The 22,173-nt window shown below is 52.8% G+C and carries 19 protein-coding genes and 1 riboswitch; of the genes, 5 read left to right on the top strand and 14 right to left on the bottom strand.

All coding sequences use genetic code 11. The annotated features are described in order from the left end of the window. Positions 1-228, top strand: a 228-nt coding sequence (locus AC6F7T_RS11130) for a c-type cytochrome (RefSeq protein ID WP_500718857.1), incomplete at its 5' end; no start/stop codon positions are given. 240 nt (positions 229-468) lie between these two features. On the opposite strand, the gene AC6F7T_RS11125 is transcribed toward AC6F7T_RS11130, so the two are convergent. The 9 genes from AC6F7T_RS11125 to dnaE form a co-directional block, all read right to left on the bottom strand. After that, on the bottom strand, positions 469-1,881 hold the full coding sequence (locus AC6F7T_RS11125; RefSeq protein WP_500718856.1) for an FAD-dependent oxidoreductase: 1,413 nt from the start codon (positions 1,879-1,881) through the stop codon (positions 469-471). Between the two features lie 325 nt (positions 1,882-2,206). Then, positions 2,207-2,428 carry a hypothetical protein gene (locus AC6F7T_RS11120; protein WP_500718854.1) on the bottom strand — a complete coding sequence of 74 codons (222 nt, stop codon included), beginning with the start codon at positions 2,426-2,428 and terminating at the stop codon, positions 2,207-2,209. A 15-nt stretch (positions 2,429-2,443) separates the two neighbouring features. Then, positions 2,444-2,665, bottom strand: a complete 222-nt coding sequence (locus AC6F7T_RS11115) for a 2-hydroxymuconate tautomerase family protein (protein WP_500718852.1) — start codon at positions 2,663-2,665, stop codon at positions 2,444-2,446. Between the two features lie 31 nt (positions 2,666-2,696). Then, positions 2,697-4,649 carry a transglutaminaseTgpA domain-containing protein gene (locus AC6F7T_RS11110; protein ID WP_500718850.1) on the bottom strand — a complete coding sequence of 651 codons (1,953 nt, stop codon included), beginning with the start codon at positions 4,647-4,649 and terminating at the stop codon, positions 2,697-2,699. Beyond that, entirely contained in the window at positions 4,642-5,382 is a 741-nt protein-coding gene (locus AC6F7T_RS11105; protein WP_500718848.1) for a DUF58 domain-containing protein, read from the bottom strand. The genes AC6F7T_RS11110 and AC6F7T_RS11105 overlap by 8 nt, the downstream gene beginning before the upstream one ends. Positions 5,383-5,495: 113 nt before the next feature. Further along, positions 5,496-6,437 carry an AAA family ATPase gene (locus AC6F7T_RS11100; protein ID WP_500718846.1) on the bottom strand — a complete coding sequence of 314 codons (942 nt, stop codon included), beginning with the start codon at positions 6,435-6,437 and terminating at the stop codon, positions 5,496-5,498. 135 nt (positions 6,438-6,572) lie between these two features. Continuing rightward, positions 6,573-7,328 (bottom strand): septal ring lytic transglycosylase RlpA family protein, encoded by a 756-nt coding sequence (locus AC6F7T_RS11095; RefSeq protein WP_500718845.1) that lies wholly within the window; start codon positions 7,326-7,328, stop codon positions 6,573-6,575. Positions 7,329-7,345: 17 nt separating this feature from the next. Then, the gene (gene accA, locus AC6F7T_RS11090; RefSeq protein WP_500718843.1) at positions 7,346-8,302 is read right to left on the bottom strand and encodes an acetyl-CoA carboxylase carboxyl transferase subunit alpha; all 957 of its coding nucleotides are present in this window, start codon (positions 8,300-8,302) and stop codon (positions 7,346-7,348) included. Positions 8,303-8,485: 183 nt separating this feature from the next. Continuing rightward, positions 8,486-11,956: a DNA polymerase III subunit alpha gene (gene dnaE / locus AC6F7T_RS11085; RefSeq protein WP_500718842.1), complete on the bottom strand. Its 3,471-nt coding sequence runs from the start codon at positions 11,954-11,956 to the stop codon at positions 8,486-8,488. 158 nt (positions 11,957-12,114) lie between these two features. Here dnaE and AC6F7T_RS11080 point away from each other — a divergent pair, with 158 nt between their 5' ends. Next, the gene (locus tag AC6F7T_RS11080; protein WP_500718840.1) at positions 12,115-13,152 is read left to right on the top strand and encodes a GMP reductase; all 1,038 of its coding nucleotides are present in this window, start codon (positions 12,115-12,117) and stop codon (positions 13,150-13,152) included. Between the two features lie 106 nt (positions 13,153-13,258). Further along, a complete protein-coding gene (locus tag AC6F7T_RS11075) occupies positions 13,259-14,566 on the top strand; it encodes a DUF3422 family protein (protein WP_500718838.1) in 1,308 nt (435 codons plus the stop codon). 52 nt (positions 14,567-14,618) lie between these two features. On the opposite strand, the gene AC6F7T_RS11070 is transcribed toward AC6F7T_RS11075, so the two are convergent. The 4 genes from AC6F7T_RS11070 to AC6F7T_RS11055 form a co-directional block, all read right to left on the bottom strand. Then, a complete protein-coding gene (locus tag AC6F7T_RS11070; RefSeq protein ID WP_500718837.1) occupies positions 14,619-15,860 on the bottom strand; it encodes an Ig-like domain-containing protein in 1,242 nt (413 codons plus the stop codon). Between the two features lie 12 nt (positions 15,861-15,872). After that, entirely contained in the window at positions 15,873-18,554 is a 2,682-nt protein-coding gene (locus tag AC6F7T_RS11065; protein ID WP_500718835.1) for a putative Ig domain-containing protein, read from the bottom strand. A 296-nt stretch (positions 18,555-18,850) separates the two neighbouring features. Next, a riboswitch (cyclic di-GMP riboswitch) is annotated at positions 18,851-18,930 on the bottom strand. Between the two features lie 84 nt (positions 18,931-19,014). Beyond that, positions 19,015-19,611 (bottom strand): Maf family nucleotide pyrophosphatase, encoded by a 597-nt coding sequence (locus tag AC6F7T_RS11060; RefSeq protein WP_500718833.1) that lies wholly within the window; start codon positions 19,609-19,611, stop codon positions 19,015-19,017. Next, entirely contained in the window at positions 19,608-20,633 is a 1,026-nt protein-coding gene (locus AC6F7T_RS11055) for a WYL domain-containing protein (RefSeq protein WP_500718831.1), read from the bottom strand. The genes AC6F7T_RS11060 and AC6F7T_RS11055 overlap by 4 nt, the downstream gene beginning before the upstream one ends. 353 nt (positions 20,634-20,986) lie before the next feature. Between AC6F7T_RS11055 and AC6F7T_RS11050 the strand changes: the two genes are divergently transcribed. Together AC6F7T_RS11050 and AC6F7T_RS11045 are read left to right on the top strand one after the other, a co-directional pair. After that, positions 20,987-21,658, top strand: a complete 672-nt coding sequence (locus AC6F7T_RS11050; protein WP_500718829.1) for an exonuclease domain-containing protein — start codon at positions 20,987-20,989, stop codon at positions 21,656-21,658. An 11-nt stretch (positions 21,659-21,669) separates the two neighbouring features. Further along, a complete protein-coding gene (locus tag AC6F7T_RS11045) occupies positions 21,670-21,897 on the top strand; it encodes a SelT/SelW/SelH family protein (RefSeq protein WP_500718828.1) in 228 nt (75 codons plus the stop codon). A 74-nt stretch (positions 21,898-21,971) separates the two neighbouring features. On the opposite strand, the gene AC6F7T_RS11040 is transcribed toward AC6F7T_RS11045, so the two are convergent. Then, positions 21,972-22,173 (bottom strand): hypothetical protein (locus AC6F7T_RS11040; protein WP_500718826.1); only part of this gene is annotated, 202 nt, incomplete at its 5' end.

Below are 22,173 nucleotides of genomic sequence, written 5' to 3'. Positions count from 1 at the left end.
TTGAAAACTCCTCCTGCTATCTTTTTCGACCTTGAGCACAGCTCAATCTACGGCCCGGGGGAAAAGTACTGGATTATTGGTAACGGCAGCAGTAAAACCGGGATGCCCGCATTTCAACATATCGATCGGGTCGACCGTTGGCATCTGGTAAATTACATTTACGATCTTCAGGCACCCGCAGAGAAAAAGGACGGAGATAATGATCATCATAAAGCCTGGTTCGGTTAATAATCTGATATCGTCGAACTGAGCCAGATCTTATTGCTCACGAAATACCAGACAATCAAAGCCCAACCTGATTTCACCAGGTTGGGCAGCCTGGCATGATGTTCTGAAATGGATTCTCACATTTCCTGGGGCTTACACCACCGACGGAGACTGCTGGGCACAGACGTGGGGGGGGGTGTTTGGTGATAATCAGCAGAATTCCCGACCCGGTGCTGAACTGACGCTTTTTTTACATCTCGATTATCCACCCAGCATCTTCGTCATCATCTTTTTCATTGTTGCGTTCTTCAGCATCCCCATCATCCACATTTCGCCAATCGATTTGTTCATGAATGACATGCTCGGGAAAGAATGCTGCAACAGCATAATATCAACCAGCCGGATTTTCTTCTGAATCGCCAGGGCCCACTCGTTAATCATTTCTGCAGAGCCCTCGCCGATCACAGTAGCCCCATAGATCTTGCCATATTTGCTTGCCAGAACCCTCACCGAACCGGTGGTGACCTGTTCGGCAATAGCCGCGCCGTAATCAGCATGCTTGGCTTCAATCACCTCATATTTGATGCCGGCTGCGATCAGATCGGATTCACGCATCCCCACCGATGAAACCTGTGGTTCGGTAAATACCGTCCAGGGCACAACATATTTTTTGAAGTCCTTTTTGAATGGCCAGGGGCGCATAATATTCATCAGGGCGATCATCCCCTGGTGCATGGCGGCGTGGGAAAAAAGGTAATGACCATTGCAGTCACCCACTGCAAAAATATGGGGGATATTGGTCTGCAGGTTGGCATTAACCGGGATCCCTTTCGGGGTGTACTGCACTCCTGCTTTTTCGAGATCCAGCTTGTCGATCACCGGTGCCCGACCGGCAGCGAGCAGCAAGCGCTCAGCTTCGAGGGTTTCCCCCTCCCTGGTGGTCAGAACGACATGACCCTCATCATTTGTCCTAACCGAGGTAATGGAACGACTGTTGTAGACGGCAATCCCTTCTTTTTTTAAACATTCCTCGAGCAGATCACCAGCAAAGCGATCGGCAAAGGGGAGCAGGTGTGGATCCATCTGCACGATAGTCGTCCGGCAACCCAGTTGCGAAAAGGCCTGAGCCATCTCAGCGCCAATGGCGCCACCGCCAATAATCAGCATACTTTTGGGGATGGCGTTGAGGTGGAACAGGTTTTCGTTGGTCAAAAGATTATCGATGGTATCAAGTCCCGGAATCGGTGGTTTGGCCGGACGTGTCCCGGTGCAGATAAAAATACGTTTGGCGCTGATCCGCCGCCCGTCAACCTCGACAGTATGGGAATCGACAAAACGCGCTGCGCCCTTGACCTTGTCAACCTTGCCGAGCTTTTTATCGTACTTGGCGACAACGGCTTTAAGTTGTTCCTGTATCAGTGAAAAAGGATCTTTGACCTCCGGTTCACGCATTTCCTCCATCTGCATGGCGGGGAACCTGGTCACTGCATGACGGGTTTTACCCATACGTAGCAAGGCTTTACTGGGAATACAACCGGCGTTCATACATTCGCCACCGATTTTGTCTTTCTCAATGGCACAGACCTTCAGCCCCATTTCTGAAGCCATGGCCGAGACAACCAGACCAGCCGGGCCAACGCCGATGGTGATGATGTCGTATTCATAATTTGTCATACTGTCTCTCCTTATTATTACTCCGGTGGTAACTATTCACTGCCGACCTTGCGCAGGGTCGGGGATCCATTCTTTAACAGCCTAAAATTTCACTGGATTCCCGCATTCGGGAATGACGATGTGAGTTCAACTTTTATCTGTTTTGTCGCCGAAGCAATAGCGACTGAACTTGTCAACCGACACGATTAATTCATAATATTATATATATGTTTTATAGAATGGTGCAAGAAATCACCAGCCTGACAAGCCGGTCTTTTGGCGCAAAAAGATCATAAAAAAACCCGCTTGTGGCGGGCTTTTTTACTCAGCTCTTAAAATGTCAAGATCAGGGGTGATATTCAATCAGGGAGTTCTGAGTCGTGCGACAATCGGGGCAAGTAAACACACGCGTATCATACCACCAGGGCTCACTTCCCCAATAGGACTCATTGGCTATACAGTCAAGATGCTCAACCTGATTGAGATTTTTGGCATCCCGGCACGAGGCACAATAAACCCAGATCTTGCCGGCAGCGCACGCCTGGAGAAATTCACCGGGATTCGACATTTCCCCCTCCCGTCATCAGGCCTTGGAAATGTTCGCGGTATTTCCTTCGGCGCGCAGGCGCTTGACCGACTTGCCGGAAATCCCCCAGCTTTCCGTTTCGACCTCTTTAATAATGACATGGGTCGAATAGGGATTCTTATTCATGATCTTGACCATCAAATCGGTAATCCCTTCAACCAACTGGGCTTTTTGTTCATTCGTCGTACCTTTGGTAACGTTGACCTCTATGTAGGGCATGGGGATATCCTTTCAGTGTTGTTGCTAAATATTATTCAGAACGCCCATTATCGCCAAGGCATTGCGGTAATGCAACCTCAATAACGAATCGTTCCCTTTTAAGCTGGCGCACAACATCCCTTAATCGTCTGTTTTGGCAAGGATCAAGCTTTTTTCCGCCATAGAAGGCAGCACCGTAGCTTTCAGCAAACTCCCGACACAAGGGGTGGCCACTGAGATACGCCAACTGATACAACCCTAACTCAGGGGGCAGGCGCTTCAGTCCCGCGCAGCGGGCCACCTGACGCAGATAGGAGTGCAACAAACCTTTATCTTGTGTTCCCCCTCCGCGTTTCCAGACGAAGGCAACGACACCGCAAAGGGCCATAAACATCATTCCACCAGCCAGCCAGGAAAATTTGACTTGGCGCAACAGCGCCAGCCTGGTGGATGCTTCCCGTAACAGCTGAAACTGCTGCTGGACATCGTAATTGAGAACGCGCCGGGTCCATGAATGAAAAAGGGCATCGGTCAGGCTTTGCAGATAGCTGCGCCCGGCCACTGCGGCAGAAAAAGCCTGTTCAGCATTAACAGCAAGGCGGCTGGGATCGATCCGTACCCACTCCCCCTCATCATTTAACGCCTCAACCCAGACATGGGCGCGATCCTCTGTCACCAGATAAAACTTGCCGAAGCGGTTATAGGTTCCCCCCAGGTAACCACCGACCAAACGCGCCGGCACGTCCATCAGGCGCAACATGATGGCAAAGGACGAGGCAAAGTGTTCACAATAACCACGCCGCGAATCGAACAAAAAGGTCGCCAGAGGGGTTGCGGTTTGCGGCAGATTGATAGCGGAATAGCTGAGTTGCTGCTGAAGAAAAAACCCCTCGAGCCCAGCTACCCGCTCGGCAAATCCAAAATGTTGGTTGCTGATAGCTGCCGCCGCCTGACGCACTGGCACCGAGAGTGTTTCCGGCACAGCTAGATAAATTTCCGCCGCGTCACTTAGCGTGGCGACCCCTTGCGGCCACCCCACTGTGCGATAAGTGATGCGCTTGTAATCCTGGCGCTGACGGACAAAAACACCATCAGCTTCACTGCGATGGGACACCCCCTGCAGACGATCACTGCGATCAAGAGCGACCAGGTAGTGATCCGACTTCGGCTCGGCGTAAAACACCACTTCCTGCCCGGTCCCACCGCCAGGCTTAAACTGCTCCCGCGGCAAACGATTGCTGCGCCGCCAGATCTGGCCATCAAGCTGATCAAGGACAATACCACGCCAGTAGAGTAGCTGGTCCGGCAGTTCACTGGTTTCAGCACGAAAGGCGATAGCTCCCGTACTGGCCAGATCAGAAAAGCTCCCCGGCCGCACCTGATCACTCATGCCGACCGCAGCGGTGCCTTCCTGACCGATAATATTCCATAATGGCGTCGGGGTGCGAGGCAAAACAAAGAATAGGGCCGCCATCAGTACCAGTGTCGTTGCCGGAATGGCCAACAGAAAAATACCTAGCCCGTTAAAGGCCTGGACAGGCAGTTGAATGGCAGGATCGACGTGAACAAAGCTCAGCAACACCAGACTGGTGCTCAACATCAGGATCATCAGAGCCAGATAGGCCAGATAAATCATATCGAGGGTCAACAGGGACGAGGCGGCGAGGAGCGTCAGCGCCAGGACAAAGGTCTGCAACATATTGCGTGGCGTTTTTTCACTGGCTAACCGTGCCGCCAACAGAACGCACAGAACCTGCACCAGTGGCAAAACTACTTCAGTCATGGTCAACTGCATCCCACTGATAACCACAGCAATAAGGGTGACCAGCACTGCCAGGCGGTGGAGCGTCAGGTTCCAGTCAACGCGGGAGCGTAGCAATCCAGCAATAAGACCGGCAATGAAGAAGATCTGCACCCAGCGCGCAATAAAGGGAAAAACCGGCAGGAGGGCAAGCAACGCCGCGCCGTACAGAAGCCAGGTCAACAATCGCTGCAGATTACTCATAGAGGGCCAACTCCTTGAGCAGGCGCAACCGATGCGTACGTCCTACGGCTGGAGCAAAACGCTTGGCACCAATGACAAGTCCGACCGCACACTGTTGATGAAAGCAGCGATTGATCAGATAGGCACAGCGCCCCAGTCGCTCTTCCAGAGGACCGTCAAACTGCTGAGGGTCGATCATTCTGGTCACCGCCGCCTGGCGATTCAGCTGTTTGGTTTTCAAATTGTCATGACGCGCCGACAGCTTCCAGTGGATCGCCCGGGGCGAATCACCGGGGCGGTAGTCTTCGATACTGCGCAGATCGCCATCGCCGCCGGGCATGGCAATCTGCTGTTCACTTGCGCTGCGCCGGCCATCCTGCTGCACCGGCAACGGGGATGCCAACGGACGCGGGAAAACCAGCAGTGTCCGGGATGGATGGTAGCGACAGGAACGAACAAAGAAATTGACCGGAAAGCAGGAAGCAATGTGGAGCGGCGGAGCCGGATGCATGCCGCGTCTCGGCATGGTCAAAGGGATATCAACCACCTCACTGCCGGCGGCGGCGATGGCCGGCACCAGTATCTTGTGTTCTGCAATACTGATTTCGAGTAGATACACCGGAATATAGCGTTGACGATTACTGATACGAACCCGCAGGGTTCCAGACGTTGCAGCAAACAGATCAGCACTGGGGAGCAGGCGCAATTCAATACGATGCAGATTGCGGTGGCCACAGAGCCCGGTAACCGCCATGAAACCAAGCTGTGCCGAGACCAGCAGATAGAGCAGATTGTTACCGGTATTGACCGCGGCGAAACCAAAAAGCAGGGTCAGAGCAATATAGAAAGCACCAGCGCGGGTCAGCCTTAAACGACGGGCACCGGTATATCCTTGAGTAGTGATCGCAACACCTCTTTTTTATTCAAATGATCCTGTTCGGGGCGCAACTCAAGACGGTGAGACACCACTGCCAGCGCCACCACCTGAACATCCTCCGGCACCACAAAGGAGCGTCCCTGCAGATACGCCTGGGCCCGTGCCGCTGCTGCCAGGCTGATACCGCCGCGGGTAGAAATACCATTAATAAACGCTGAATGGTCACGGCTGCGCTGCAGCAGTTGATGGATATAATCGGCGATCTTTTCATGCAGGGAGATTTTTTCCCTGACGAACTGGCGCGCCTCGATGATCTGTTCATGACTCAGCAGCGGTTTAATCCGAGTTAGATCTTCGCGCACACTACCGCGGCGGATAATCTGTTTCTCCAGCGCTGGTGGTGGGTAACCGATATCAGTGGTCATTAAAAAACGGTCGAGCTGCGATTCCGGCAGCGGAAAGGTGCCAACATGATCCAACGGATTCTGGGTCGCTATCACCATGAAGGGTTCCGGCAACTCATAGGTCACCCCTTCGAGGGTGACGCGGCGCTCCTCCATGGCTTCAAGCAGGGCGCTCTGGGTCTTCGGCAGGGTGCGGTTGATTTCATCAACCAACAGAAGATGATTAAAAATCGGTCCCTTGACAAAATGGAAGCGATTATCTTCACGATTAAAAATGGAAACACCGGTAATATCGCTCGGCAACAGGTCACCGGTACACTGGATACGCCCGAAATCAAGCCCGAGGGCAGCAGCTAATCCCAGTGCCAGGCTGGTTTTGCCCAGGCCCGGAATATCCTCGATGAGCAGATGCCCTTCGGCCAGCAGGCAGATCAGCGCCGTGCGGATAGCCTTGATTTTTCCCTGCAGATAGCGACTGGAAAGGGTGTCAATGACGCCCAATATCGGCTCACGATGCACTAGTTCCATACTGACTCCCTGCGTTAAAAGTGATAGACGGACAACCTGCTACAAAAGTAGCAGCGCTTGTCTGTTTGATAAAAAAAGCCCCATGGAAGCCATGGAGCTCTTATCCCTGATCAATGGCAGCAAACTGACCTGCTATTATTCAAAAACGACAACAAAGCTGCTGTTGTAGCCTTCGGCGATCAATTGGCTGGTCATTTGCTCGGCCTGTTCCATTGAGGAGAAATCACCAACACGCACCCGATGAACTGCTTGTCCATTGACCTGCGCTGTAGCCACCTGGGCATGACCGAAGCGCTCACGCATCTGATTGGCCAGTTGGTGCGCATTATCCGGCACAGAAAAAGCGGCAATCTGAATCGCGTAACTGTTATTAACCGCTGCCATAGAGCGCCGTTGAGGGACATAGGAGCCACCAATCGCAACAACCTCGACCTCAGCCAGGCCGGCATCAACAGTGCCCAGTTGTCGGGCAGCACCATAGGAGAGATCAATAATCCGCCCGGCGGCAAAAGGTCCACGGTCATTGATACGAACCTGAATTTGCTTGCCGTTACCCAGATGGGTTACCTGAACCAGTGTCCCCATGGGGAGGGTTTTGTGCGCGGCGCTGATACCGTACATATCATAAACTTCACCGTTACTGGTCTTCAGACCATGAAAGTCGCGGCCATACCAGCTGGCAATGCCGCGTTCACGATAGCCCTGATGATCACGCAATGGCGTATAGCGGATGCCGTCTACTTCATAAGGACGCTGCCAGCCCGGCAATTCGCGCGTTTCCGGAGTATCAATGACCCTGACAACCGCAGCGCTGCGACCACCGCAGGCAGCAAGCAGAAGCATCAGCGTCAAACACAGGAAAAGTAGAGCAAAACGCCACGCAGATATCATAAAATTACCGCTTAAGGTTAGTCTTCTTCGATTTCAGTCATTGCCCGGAAGCGCTGATAGCGCTGTTCAACCAGACCTTCCGGTGAATATTCAAGCAGTTCCTGCAGGTGTTTCAGAAGATACTGTTTCAAGGTTGCTGCAGCTTCAGCCGGATGTTGATGAGCGCCCCCCGAGGGCTCCGGCACAATATCGTCAATCACCGTTTTCAAACTGTCAACATCCTGCGCTGTCAATTTCAGTGCTTCAGCAGCCTGCGGCCCCTTGCTGCCATCGCTCCAGAGGATAGCCGCACAACCTTCCGGCGAAATAACCGCATAAACCGAATACTGCATCATCAGGACGCGATTTCCGACGGCAATCGCCAGGGCGCCGCCGGAGCCCCCTTCGCCGGTCACGGTAACGATCACCGGCACCGTCAGGGTCGCCATTTCACGCAGATTTCGGGCAATTGCCTCGGCCTGTCCACGTTCCTCGGCACCGATGCCGGGAAAGGCCCCCGGAGTGTCGACAAAGGTGAAAATCGGCAAACGGAACTGCTCGGCCAGCTGCATCACCCGTAATGCTTTACGGTAGCCTTCGGGGTTGGGCATGCCAAAATTGCGATGGACCTTTTCTTTGGTGTTGCGACCTTTTTGATGACCGATAACACAGCAGGGCTGGCCGTCGATCCGCGCGAAACCACAGACTAAAGCCGGATCATCACGATAGTTGCGATCACCATGGATCTCAAACCAATCGGTGAAGATCCGTTCAATATAATCGAGGGTGTAGGGGCGTTCGGCATGACGCGCCAGCTGGGTGCGCTGCCAGCGGGTTAAGTTGGAATAAATCTCTTTTTTCAGGCGCTCGGCCTTTTTTTCGAACTTCTGAATTTCACTGGTAAAGTCAACGCTGTCGGTTGAATATTCGCGCAACTCACTGATTTTATTCTGTAATTCGGCAAGGGGCTTTTCAAAATCGAGGAACTGGCTCATGCAAATCTCCCTGCGTCGAGCGACAATAAATCACCGCAGACGTTCTTTAATAGATCTTTGTGGTCGGTCAATAGGGCGTGGGCTCATTGGAGCGAAATCCCCCCCGATCCTGCTAAAAACATAAATACTGATAGTAAAACGGTCACACAACCAGGTCAAGCACAAGACCGGCGGCAACTGCATTTACTCAAAATGCATAACGCTGTAGCCAAACAGGGCTTCAACGTCTGCCATGGCTTCCTCCGCTGCTGCCATTTTCAACTGTTCGGGCAGCTTGATCAAGGTCTCACTGCGGTTGGGGATGACAATCTGCAGCAGCACGTCACAGTCGCCACGATAGCGCTGTACAATACTTTTGAGCTGGCGCAGCTGGGCTTCCTGCAAACCAGGAGTAGTCAAACGGATGCGTACACGCCTGGCCATGGTCTTGCGCACTTCACGCAACAGGGCAATATCGCCGGCGAGGAGTTTGCATGCCTCTTCACCAACATCGAGTTCGCCACTGACGATAATCGGTTCTTCACCCTTGATCAGCTCCATCGCAGCAGCATAGACTTCGGGGAAAACGACAATTTCCAATGAACCGGTAAGATCCTCAATGGTGACAAAGGCCATGCGGTCTCCCTTTTTGGTCACCAGCTCCTTCATTCCGGAAACGATACCACAGATACGCACCTGCTCCTTATCGGTACGCTCATTCAGGGCGCTGATTTCGCAGGTGGCAAAACTTTTGATGGCATCAGCGTGACGCGCAAGAGGATGACCGGTGACGTAGAAGCCCAAGGCCTCTTTTTCATGGCTCAGCAGGGTTTTCTCGTCCCATTCTTCGAGCTGCGGTAACTGGCCATAACCGTTGCCGCCAACAGAAAGAATTTCATTGCTGCCAAACAGTGAATCCTGCCCAGACTCCTGTTCGCGCTGCAAGCGTTGACCGATATCCATGCATTCCTCAAAAGCGCAGAGGAACTGTGACCTTTTACCCCCCAGGGAGTCAAAGGCTCCGCACTTGATCAGCGCTTCAACAACTTTTTTATTGACCTTGCGCAAGTCGACACGTTCGCAAAAATCCTGCAGTGAGCTGAAAGGTTTTTCCTTGCGCACGCTAAAGACGGCATCCAGAGCGGCAGATCCCACCCCCTTCACCGCCCCCAGACCAAAGCGCATGGCTTCGTTATCAACGGTGAAGGAGCGCTCTGACGCATTAATGTCGGGGGGCAGAATCGACACCCCCATACTCCGGACTTCACTGATATTTTTGATGACTTTATCAGTGTTCTCCATATCTTCAGTCAGCAGGGCCGCCATGAATTCGACCGGGTAATGGGCTTTAAGGTAGGCGGTCTGGTAAGCGATCAGAGCATAAGCGGCCGAATGAGATTTGTTGAAACCGTAGGCAGCAAACTTCTCCATCAGATCAAATACCGCCTCAGCTTTTTTGGTGTTGAGCTTGTTTTCCTGGGCACCGGCGAGAAATTGTTTTTTCTGTTGGGCCATCTCGTCGGCTTTTTTCTTGCCCATGGCGCGGCGCAGCAGGTCAGCGGCGCCAAGACTGTAATTGCCAAGAATCTGGGCAATCAGCATGACCTGTTCCTGATAGACGATAACCCCATAGGTATCTTTGAGGATCGGCTCAAGCTGGGGAAAGTCGTATTGAAACTTTTCCAGACCGTGTTTACGCTTGATAAAAGAATCAACCATACCGGAACCCAAGGGCCCGGGACGATAGAGGGCGACCATGGCGATCAGGTCTTCAAAACAGCTGGGTTTAAGCTTGACCAGATATTCCTTCATGCCGCTCGATTCGAGCTGAAAAACCCCGGTGGTTTCACCATGGGAGAGCAATTCGAAGGTCTTTTTATCATCATCGGCAATCAGTTTAAGATCAAACGTCTGATCCTTGCCGGCGCGCACCAGCCGCACCGCATTTTCCAGGACAGTGAGGGTTTTCAGCCCGAGAAAGTCAAACTTGACCAGACCGATTTTTTCAACATAACTCATCGGATACTGGGTCACCTGCCCGCCCGACTTAGGATCAACATAGAGGGGAAGATATTCCGGCAAGGGCCGCGGGGTAACCACCACCCCGGCGGCGTGGGTGGAAGCATGGCGTGTCAACCCTTCCAGCGCCAGGGCAATTTTAACCAGTTCCTTGATCTTGGGTTCTTTATCAATCAGGGCTTTTAACTGGGGTTCCTGTTCAATTGCCTGTTTCAGGGTAATACCAAGCACCGTCGGCACCATCTTGGCGATCTTGTCGACCTCACCGTAGGGGATATTCAGAGCCCGGCCGACATCACGCAGCACCCCCTTGGCGAGCATGGTACCGAAGGTGATGATCTGGGCGACATTCTCTCTGCCGTATTTTTCGCGCACATAGTCGATCACCCGCTCGCGCCCGTAAATACAGAAATCGACATCGATATCGGGCATCGATATGCGTTCCGGATTGAGAAAACGTTCAAACAGCAGATTGTAGGGAATCGGATCGATATCGGTAATGCGAATGGCAAATGCTACCAGACTGCCGGCCGCCGAACCCCGCCCCGGACCAACCGGAATACCGTGGTCCTTCCCCCAGTTGATAAAATCGGCAACGATCAGAAAATAGCCTGGGAAACCCATCTGTTTGATGCAGTCGAGCTCCACCTGCAATCGCTCTTCATAGGTACGTACCATTTCGTCAGTAACCGGGCGCACCTGGCGGATTTCTTCCAGTCGCTCCTGCAAACCGATCCGGCTCTGCTCAGCAAGGACCTCATCGAGGGTTTGGTCTGCCGGTTTTTCGTACTGGGGAAAGTGGTAGGTATTAAAGTCAAGATCCAGATTGCAGCGTTCAGCAATGCGGATGGTATTGGCAATGGCATCGGGATGCTCGGCAAAAAGGCGGGTCATCTCCTCGGCGGACTTAAGATAAAATTCCTCATTGGGAAAGCGCATCCGATTCGGATCGTCCATGGTTTTGCCGGTCTGGATACACAGCAGCACCTCATGGGCAAAGGCATCTTCGCGTGACAGATAATGGCAGTCATTGGTGGCCACCAGAGGCAAATTCAGTTCCCCGGCCAGGGAAATCAATCCGGCATTGGCTTTTTTCTGTTCGGGCAGAAAATTTTCCTGCAATTCAAGATAAAATCGCCCATCATCAAAAATCTCCGCCATCCGCGTAGCCCGGGCATGGGCTTCAGTCGTCTGATTCAGGTTGATCAGGGTCGGTAACTCACCGCCCAGACAGGCGGACATGGCAATCAATCCCTGATTGTGCTGAGCCAACAGATCCCAGTCTATGCGCGGTTTATAGTAAAAACCTTCGCGGTAGGCAGCGGAAATCAAGCGACAGATATTGCGGTAACCGGTAAGATTCATACATAACAACACCAAATGGTATGAAGCCTCGGACGAACCGCGGGCATTGGTTTTATGAAATCGTGATCCCGGCGCAACATAAACCTCGCAGCCGATAATCGGCTTAACCCCGGCTGCCATCGCCTTGCTGTAGAATTCGATAGCACCAAACATATTGCCGTGATCCGTCACTGCCACCGCCGGCATACGAAATTCTTTGGCTTTGGCAACCAGTTCATCAAGCTTTATCGCCCCGTCAAGCAGGCTGTACTGGCTGTGTAAATGAAGATGGACAAAATTGGAATGTTCCATGATTGACTGTTCCTGAAAAAAGCTTTGGGTCGACGGTTAAGAGCAGGATGCTAGACTGCCACAGTCAGTGTAAATTTTACAACAGACAACATTCAGATCTCCTTGTTATACTGTCGGGCAAAGCTTTCGCTACCAAAATAAGACAAAAGGATACCATCATGCGCATCGAAACGGACATCAAACTCGGCTTCAAGGATGTATTAATCCGCCCCAAACGCTCGACCATTAAAAGCCGCGCCCAGGTCAGCCTCGAGCGTGAATTTACCTTTCTCCACAGTCAGCATCGCTGGCTCGGCACGCCGATTATTGCCGCCAACATGGACACCGTCGGCACCTTTGAACTGGCTGCGGCACTTGCCCGTCATGGGCTGGTCACCGCTATCCACAAGCATTATCAGCCCCGGCAGTGGGGGGTATTTCTGGCACAACAACCCGCCTCTATTGTCGAGCACATCATGGTCAGCACCGGCACCTCCGATCAGGATATGGAGCAGCTGCGCACCATTATCGAGCAGCATCCGCAACTCAAATTCATTTGCATCGATGTCGCCAACGGCTATGCCGAAGCCTTTGTCGATTTTGTCCGCCGCTGCCGTCACACCTTTCCTGATAAAACCATCACCGCCGGCAATGTTGTCACCGGTGAAATGGTCGAAGAGTTGATCCTCTCCGGTGCCGATATTGTCAAGGTCGGCATCGGCCCCGGTTCGGTCTGCACCACCCGGATTAAAACCGGGGTCGGTTACCCGCAATTATCCGCGGTCATCGAATGCGCAGACGCTGCCCATGGCCTGGGTGGTCGCATTATATCGGATGGCGGCTGTATCAGTGCCGGCGATGTTGCCAAAGCTTTCGGTGGTGGCGCCGATTTTGTCATGATCGGCGGCATGTTTGCCGGCCACGACGAAAGTGGCGGTGAACTGGTGCAGCGTGACGGCCGTCAGTACAAACTCTTTTACGGCATGAGTTCGGCCACCGCCATGGAAAAGTATGTCGGCAGCATTGCCGACTATCGTGCCTCGGAAGGTAAAACGGTCGAAGTTCCCTATCGTGGGCCGGTTGAAGATACCATCAGAGACATTCTCGGCGGGATACGCTCCACCTGTACCTATGTCGGCGCCTCGGCCTTGCGTGAACTGACCAAACGTACCACCTTTATCCGCGTGCAGGAGCAGGAAAATCAAACCTATTCCTGATTAAACACTCACACAACCAGTTCAGGATTGATTCACAAGTTGCAAATTTTCGCATTGCCGTTTTTTATCAAAACGCGGATTTTTTTTATCAACAAGGAAGTAAAGCATGCCCGTTTCCCCTACAATTGCATATCAGTTCCATCCCCAGCGTGAAGCCCTCTACAACGAGTTGCACATCCGCCCATTCTATACCCTCGAAGCGCCGCAACTGATGACGCACCTGGCCGCCTGTTGCGAGCGGCAGGAGGAATTGGACCAGGCCTTTGATTTACTGTGTGATTTATGTCGGCGTTACGATGTTAATCAGCCCATGGCCGCCACCGTTTCCTATCATGAAAATTTTGGCCACTTCGTCGTTCACTGGGAACGTCATGCGGAATTCTATTCACTGACCATCATGCAAAACGCCACTCCCGACCCTGACTCTCCTTTTAACCATACCGCCATCGACCTGTTACCTGCCGATTGGTTAAAGCGATTACCTGGCCAGATAATTGCTGCTTTTCATCTGATTATCGATCAACAGCAATTGAGCTACGAACAAAACGCCCTGGCTCGCTACTTTGAAGGTCATCCCGTCATGGTCAGCAACGTTTACAGCGGGAATGCACGTATCTATACGGCCTTTAAACTGCACGGTGACGAGTTTTCACGCTTTATCATCAATAATTTTCAGTTGAATAACACTCAGCTCGGGCAACTGGTACGCCGCATCACCGACATGGAAACCTACCGACTCCTGGCCATGATGGCCCTGCCGCCGGCGAAAAGGATTGCTCCACAACTTGTCGATATGGACAGGCAGCTGGGGGATATCCTGACCGTTGTCACCACCGCAGACACAACCAGCAGTGAACGTGAGCTGCTTGAAAAACTGACCAGAACAGAGGCGACTCTGGAGGCCTATCGCGCCGAAACCAACCAACGCTTTTCAGCAACCAGGGCCTACTACCAACTGGTCAAAGATCGGCTGGAAGGAATCAATGAGGGGAAGGTTGCAGGGCAGCTTTCTATCGGTGAATTTATCAATCGCCGTCTCAACCCGGCGTCACGCACCTGCGAATCGGTCAAAGAGTGGATGGATGACCTGTCGAAGCGCATCGAACGGGCCAGCGTGCTGATGCGTACCCGCGCCAACCTGACCCTGCAGGAGCAGAACCGCCTGCAACTGGCCGCCATGAACCGCCGCAGCAAACTGCAGTTTCGCCTGCAGGAAACCGTCGAAGGGCTGTCCATTGCCGCCATCAGCTACTATGCTGTCGGCCTGCTGGGCTATGTCTTCGGAGGATTCCCGCTGGAAGATTGGGGACTCAATAAAAATCTGCTGCTGGCGGCGAGTATCCCGCTGATAGTTGCCGGCGCCTGGTTCATTACCCGCCGCATTAAACGCCGGCTGATCCAGGAACAGGAGTAAACCGGCGGGGGCTGAGCATCAGCCAAGCCTCCACTGGTTCAAACCAAAAGGGTCACTGTTCCGACCCGATTTCCGCCAGTGGCGGCGGCGTCAAGTCGAACAAGGTTGAAAACTGCCAGCTCAGATCCGTTCCAATCTGGTTACCAAGATAATCTGCCAGCTGACCACTGATAACGGCTTCATAATCAGTGTCGGGGAACAGCATCTGGTTGGGAATAAAGCTTAAGCGCTTTAATTCAGCATCATAATCAACGGCACCGGAAACATAAGAGCCGTCAGCGCGTCGTAGCGATATGGCATTGGCGGAAATGGTTGCCGGATCAATGCCTTTATCAAAAACCACTGTTACCAGCACATCCACGGATACAACGGCACCATCAGCGATATTCTGCTGATCGACTTGCGGTGGGTTCATATCCCAGGTTTCCAGATTCTGCGCAATCCTCTCGGCATAGCGCTGCAGGTTGCTGCGATTAAGCTTTGATGGGTCTACTTGCCCACCGATGGATGACTTCAAACTCGCCACAACAGCCGGCTGATTTAAATTACGTTCTGCGTTCAACCCCTCAGCGATGACATTGCCATGTCGCAAAATTTCATCGCTGACCAGATAAGCTACCGGTTGCTGCTCCTCCGGTGCTATCGTCCCGCCGAGATTTGCAGCTATCGCGCTTCGCAGTGTCCCCATCAGCGCTGCCACCACCTGCGCCGCCTTATGTGTTCGCCGCGCTTCAACCATCTGATCCGGCAGCGGCGCAAGATAATCGTCAAACAAGGATATTTCATCGTCAATAGCGAGTTGCCTTTTGACGTTCAGTTCCGCCTTCTGCAGCTTCGTGCCGGGATTTTTTTTCATCTCCAGGTTGACCAGGGTCGTCAAAGGCGAGACAAACTGCCAGTGGCCCGCTGGAGCCTCGAGCAGATAGCTGTCAGTCACCGCTTGCCCACCATCCTCATCAACCGTTTCTCCACCGATAACTTCAACGACAACCGAATACTTCGCACCCTCACCGGGATTGATCGACAAAGTGAAGACACCGCCACTGCCGGATATCGCCATCGGTTCGCCACTGTCATACGTGCGGTTGCCATTACGATCAAGAAACACGCGCGCGCCCGACAAATAGCCATCCGCAACGACCCCGTTTAACGTTGTTGCTGCAGCTTCAGAGGTTCCTGATGGCGCGCTGGTTACCGGACGTAAGCCACCTCCTCCGTCGCCCTCACAAGCTGTCAGCAGCAAAAGGAGCAGAAAAACAAATAAACAAGAATAAAGGTCAAATGCACGTTTCATCGTCAACTCCGGTTAGCGCAAAGGTCTGGGGATCAGCAATGAAACCGGCTGATTCGCAGGGTTAACGTAAATCCAGTAACCGATTCCCGGCACCAGAATGGCCTTATTGCTACCAGCCGCCGTGGTGACTTCATTTACCCTGCCCCAGTCATCGCCCAGATAAGAATACAGGCCATCGACAACCACACGTTGCGCGGCGGCATCAAGCCATGCCAGCGGCGCAGCATCACCAGAACGCACCAGCATCCGCTCCAGAGGCACATTGCCTGCGTAGGGATTGGCGATCAAGTTCCAGCCGGCAGAAACCTCGAATTCATAAACATCCGCATTAACTTCGCCGTAAGCACTCAAGTCCGGCAAGGTCTTACTGGTCACCCGGCGCAATTGATACCCTTCACCCGACGCTACCGGTGCGCCGCTGTCAACCATGACAAAGGATCCATCTTTTTTTGCCAACGGTGACCAACGATAAACCTGTCTGACCCCAAGGGTCTGAGTCATTGTCAAACCATAGGGGTTAAGGTTACCAACTATTCCAACCATATTATGTCCGGACAAGAGCTCTACAACCGGTCCCGGCAGATCACCCGCCTTTGGATAGCGCCATCGCTGTGTGCCGCTCGCATCTTCAGCAACAAAGTAATAACGATGTGAATAGACCGGGCCGAGTCTGGTGGTCATACTGAAGCGGGCGCCACTTGCCAGCACGCCGGCGTCACGCTGCAGTGCATAGCGATAGCCGTTGATCACTGCAAAGACCCGGTACTGATCCAGCGAACCCTCTTCGCGTAGCATCACGTGGAAACGATAATCAAGGTCAAGCCTGGGCTTACCATCTACCAGGTTGTTACTATCATCCCCGCGGTCAACACGCTCAATACCCTTTAGCCCGGGCTCCAGGGGATTCTGACTTAGGCCGGCGGGAATTTCTGAAAATATTGCTTCGATGGTATGGTGCGAATCAACATCGATAAATTCATAGCTGTTCACCAACCCCACTGACACACCATTGACCAGCAGATCATTGACATAATAACCCGCCATCGGAATCACTTCAAAAGATTGCGTGCTACCATAAAGAACTGATACCGCTCCGGTCGGATCAATATAACCGCCGCTTCCGGCATTGGCGTAAATCACCCAATCAGCACGGTTCGGATCTAAGGGGAAGCCATCGCGACTGTCCGGAATGCCGTCACCGTCCAAGTCGATTTCGCCATCAACGTAACTCGGCTCCAATTCATCTTTGCCGGCCACAACCGCTATGGAAAAAGCCGGTAAAGACGCTGTTTGTAAACCATCACTGACGGTGACGATGATATTGCTACTGACGCCGACATCCTGGGAGACCGGTGTGCCACTCAACACCCCGGACTGCGGGTTGAAGCTTGCCCAGAACGGCAGGCCGCTGATGGAATAAAGCAGATCGTCGCCATCGGGGTCACTTGCCGTGGGAGCAAACAAATAAGACCGATCGACATAGGCGAGTGATCCCGGTCCACCGGAAATCACCGGTGGGCGATTGGTATTATGTACCGTGATGGTGACCACCTCGGAAGCGGAGTCGGTACCATCGGTCACAGAAAAGGTCACGATAAAGCTGCCGGCCTGATCGAAATTGGGCGTCCAGCTGAAAACCCGGGAATCCGGATTAAAACTTGCGGCTGCCGGCAAGCCTGAAGCGCTGAAAACGAAATTTTCACTTTCTGTAGTGGTCGACACACTGAACTGCAGAAGGTCACCTTCGCTGACAGTTTGTGCACCTATGGCGTTGAGAACCGGCGGTTCGTTGGCACGGACAACGGTGAATGGCACCACCTCACTATCCTGTAGATGACCGTCACTGACGACAAATGTAACCTGATGGGTGCCGACCTGCTGCGTACCCGGAATCCAGCTGAAAGACCGGGTTGAAGGAACGAATACTGTTCCGACCGGCAGGTTGCCGGCACTATAGGTTAGCGACAGTCCATTGGGGTCATCAGGGTCACTGGCAGCGATGATCAGATTGAAGTTGTCACCGGCGACAAGGGTCTGGGGACCGATTGGTTCGAGCACCGGCGGGCGATTCACCGGGTTGACATTGAATGTGACCTGTTCGGAGTCTTCCGCGAGACCATCACTGACACGGAAGGTCACTGAAAAAATCCGGATATTGGTCGAACCACTAAAGTCCGGCACCCAAGAGAAGCGACGAGTCGTGGGATTAAATGTCGCACCTGCCGGCAAATTGGCGGCACCGTAGGTCAAGGAATCACCATCAGCATCTGTCGCCAGAATGGTAAAGGCAAGCTCCTGCCCTTCATTGACGCTTTTGGTTCCGATTGGCTGCAAAACCGGCGGTTGATTGATCGCAACCTCGGCAGGGCTATGAACATGGTTGGAAAAATCACTCTCCTGACCACTGGCATCATAGGCAGTCACCGCAAAATAGTAATCCTCGGCCTCATCAAGAGCTGACAGGCTGTAGGTCAATACATTGCCGACATCAACAACAATGGTACCTACCTCACCCGTGCGCGACAGGTTGTCCGAGCCCACCCGGTAGTAGACTTTGTAGCCGGAAACCGCACTGGGACTTGGGTCCCAGGCCAGGGTCACGGACTTGGCCCAGGCAACTGAGCCGATGCCCATGGTCAGAACCATAACCGCGACCAGAGCAACTGACACAAACAATCTTAACAACTTTTTCATTTCAACCTCCGGAGTTTTGCCTGTTGCGTCAAAGCATGTGCGTACAGACCATTGGAGCTTGTTGAATGCGTAAAAAGCCCCGCACTGTAACATTTTACCTCAAAAAAGGAGCATAATCCGTTCAGGACAGGCTCAAACAACTGATGCAGTAATGATCAATTGACCGACAGCGGCTGTTGGTGTCACCAGTGTGTTGACTGTAGCAGGAGGAACGAAAAGAGGCGCCCACTCCAATAGTCCGAAGTGGGCGCCTCTCAGCCGTTATACTAAAAAGGGCGGGAAAGCGTCGCGTCCGCTTCGGCAACCCGGCGATCCCGACCTGGCGGGACCCGTGGCTTTGCGTCACCAGATTACTCTGGCTTTGCCCTTTCGGTTGACAGCTTGCTGCTGTTCATAATCAATGATGAATTCTATCAAATAAAAAAAAACAGATCAATAAAAAAATGAACTGTCTCCAATCTCACTCGCTGGAAATCTGCAACACATTGATTCCAACCTGTTCCAGCATGGTCACCAATTTGATTAACGGCAAGCCGATCAGGGCGTTGTAATCCTCTCCTGCCATCTTTTCTATCAGCGCGATACCCAACCCTTCGATTTTAAATGAACCGGCACAATCAAAAGGGCGTTCGCGTTTGAGGTAATCTTTGATCTGCTGATCGCTGAGCGCGCGCAAGGTCACGGAAAAAGTTGCGTGATCAGCTTGCACGGTGCCGGTGCGGCAATCGAGCACCGCCAACCCAGTATAAAAACAGTGGCTTCTGCCGGCCATCCGGCGCAATTGCTTAAATGCTCCACGTTCATTAGCAGCCTTGCCGAGGGTTCTGCCGCGTTGATCAACAAACAATTGATCAGAGCCGATAATCACCGCATCAGGGTATTGATCGGCCAGACTCTGGGCTTTGCCGGCAGCCAGATGACGCACCAGCAATGCCGGTGCCACGTGAGGATCAATGACTTCCTCAAAATCGGGGGCAGCTGTCACAAAAGGGATCTGCAACTGTTTGAGCAGATGCTGCCGGTACGGGCTGGTTGAGGCGAGAACAATTTTTCTCATAATTTTCCTTCATCGTGTAATTGCGTGGCTAACGCTGCCTGCAACCCCTCGACAAACTGGTGTCGCAAGGATTCCGGACGGATAACGCGGACATGGGGCAGATAGGAGTAGAGCCAGGACAGAATTTCCTTGTCACCGCTGGCACAAAACCTCAAGGTCAGGGAACCATCCCGATGTTCATCAATCTGCTGGTGTGGATGCCAGATGCGTTCACGGATCAGGTGAGCAATCTGGGCAGCAAACTCTAATTCCAACTCATATCCGGGACCATCGTCAATCAGGCCAAAGGCCGTTCCGGTCAACCGCCCGGGGTGATAATCTCCGGGCACCTCGAAACGCTGTGGCTCAAGACCGACGCCTTCAATACGATCAATGGCAAACAGCCGGATGTCTTTACGATTATGAGCGTAGGCGCCAACATACAGGGCATTATTGTAAAAAAGCAGGGTATAGGGATCAATCAGATAAGGTTGGGCGGAGCGTTGCGCCGGCCGGTAGTCAATTCGGCAGCGCTGTTGTTTGAGCAGCGCCTGACGCAAATCAATCAGGATCTGACGCTGCGACGAATAATCCTTAAACCCCTGAAAACGTGGGGCGGAGGCTTCAGCAATCCGCTCCAGATGGGCGACACTACGGGGTGGCAGCAGCGACCGCAGGCGCGCGAAGATCGACTCCAGGTCATCGGCAAACGGGGTCCCCTGGAGAAACTCCAGTTGCCCCCGACACAGATACAAGGTCATCAACTCATCAAGCGACAGGGTCAGCGGAGGGATTTTACTGTAGCCCGCGACAAACCGGTAAGCCACCTGCCCGTCCGCTTGCCGCTCGCTGACCAGGGGATAGCCGGCGTCCATCAATGCCTGTAGATCACGGTAAATCGTCCGCCGGGTAACCTCACATTCTTCCACCAGCTCCGCTACCGTTGCCCCGTAGCGCATTTCCAGAATACGGATCAGGTCGTGCAAACGCGCTGCCTGACTGTATTTTTTCGGCCTGCGCCCGGGTTGGCGATGAGACTTCATGGTCACTCCATTGATGTTCAGGCGGACGATCACAATAGTTGGATCACCACTGTAAAAAAAACGTAACTATTCACTGCTGTCCTTGCACAGGGTCGGGGTTCCTGTGGCAAGGGTGTTTGTCGCCATGGACGGCGACAACAAGCGGTCATGGATGACCCAACGGGAAACAATCGCGTCCCTTGATATAGGATTCCCGACCCGGCGCTGAACAGATACAAAAATAACTAACCTAAGGACACAAGAAAATAACGATGCTACAATCCGCCCAACCTCAGCCGATTTGACAAGATCCGCCCGACTCAGCAACAATCAGCTTGAAAACATCCACCCATTTTCTGTCGAGGTATTTCTACGTGCCCAATTCCCTTCAACATGAAACAGTGATTGTCGTCGATGTCGAAACGACCGGCATGCAACCGGAAAAAGGTGACCGGGTCATCGAAATCGGTGCCGTCAAGCTGCGGGGGCAGCAGGTTCTCGAGCGCTTTGAGCGGTTGATCCGCCCGGATTTCCTGATATCACAGGAGATAGAATCTCTGACCGGGATCACCAACAACATGCTCCAGGATGCACCAGGCAGTCCTCAGGTGATGGCCGAATTCGTCGATTTTATCGGCACCTACCCCTTTGTCGCTCATAATGCCGCTTTTGACCAGAAATTTATCGACGCCGAGCTGACTCTGTTCGGTCGACCGCGCCCGACAAATTTCTACTGTACCCTGCAACTGGCACGACGACTCTATCACGACCCGATCAATTATAAACTCTCAACCCTGGTGCAATACAAAAACCTTACCCCGGCACCCACATTCCATCGCGCTCTGGCTGACGCCGAGATGACAGCGCAACTGTGGCTGGCGATCAATAACGACATCATGCAGGATTATGGCTTTACCTTTCTGCCCCTCGAGTTACTTAAAAAAGTTTCTGCTGCCGCTAAGGAACAGGTTGGCGATCTGCTGCGCAAAGCAGCCAAAGACGCGCGCCACAATCAACTGGACACCACCGGCAGTCTGTTCGGTTAAAGGAGAACAAGATGAACATCTGTATCGAATATTGCAATTCCTGAGGCTATCGCCCACGCGCCGCCAGTCTGGCGGCAAAGATTGAAGCAAAGCTGCCGGTGCAGGTGGAAATGATTCCCTCCAGCGGCGGTGTTTTTGAAATCAGCGCGGATGACACCCTCGTTTATTCAAAAAAAGCGACAGGCGAGTTTCCGCCGGAATTTAACATTGTTGAGCAACTGCAGCAGATGATGAAATAGTTTCTGTCTATCTATCAACCTTCGATTTGTCACAGCTCTAAAGTCGGGAGGGAATTTTCGCACTTGCACCAGAATCATTTGCTTCGCCCAAAAAAGCACTTATCAAGAGTAGCAGCCGGGTGCAATAAATCAATTTGGTTATCTATTTGACTCCAGTAAATCAGAAAACAGGATATGGATTCTGCGACTACGCCTCGCTCCGCGCAGAATGACACCCGTTTTTTTCCATCAACGTCCTTCTGTGTCATCCTGCGCGAAGTCGCAGGATCCAGATTA

Source organism: Pelovirga sp. (assembly GCF_059864205.1).
This window is presented reverse-complemented; position numbering and strand designations above follow the sequence as displayed.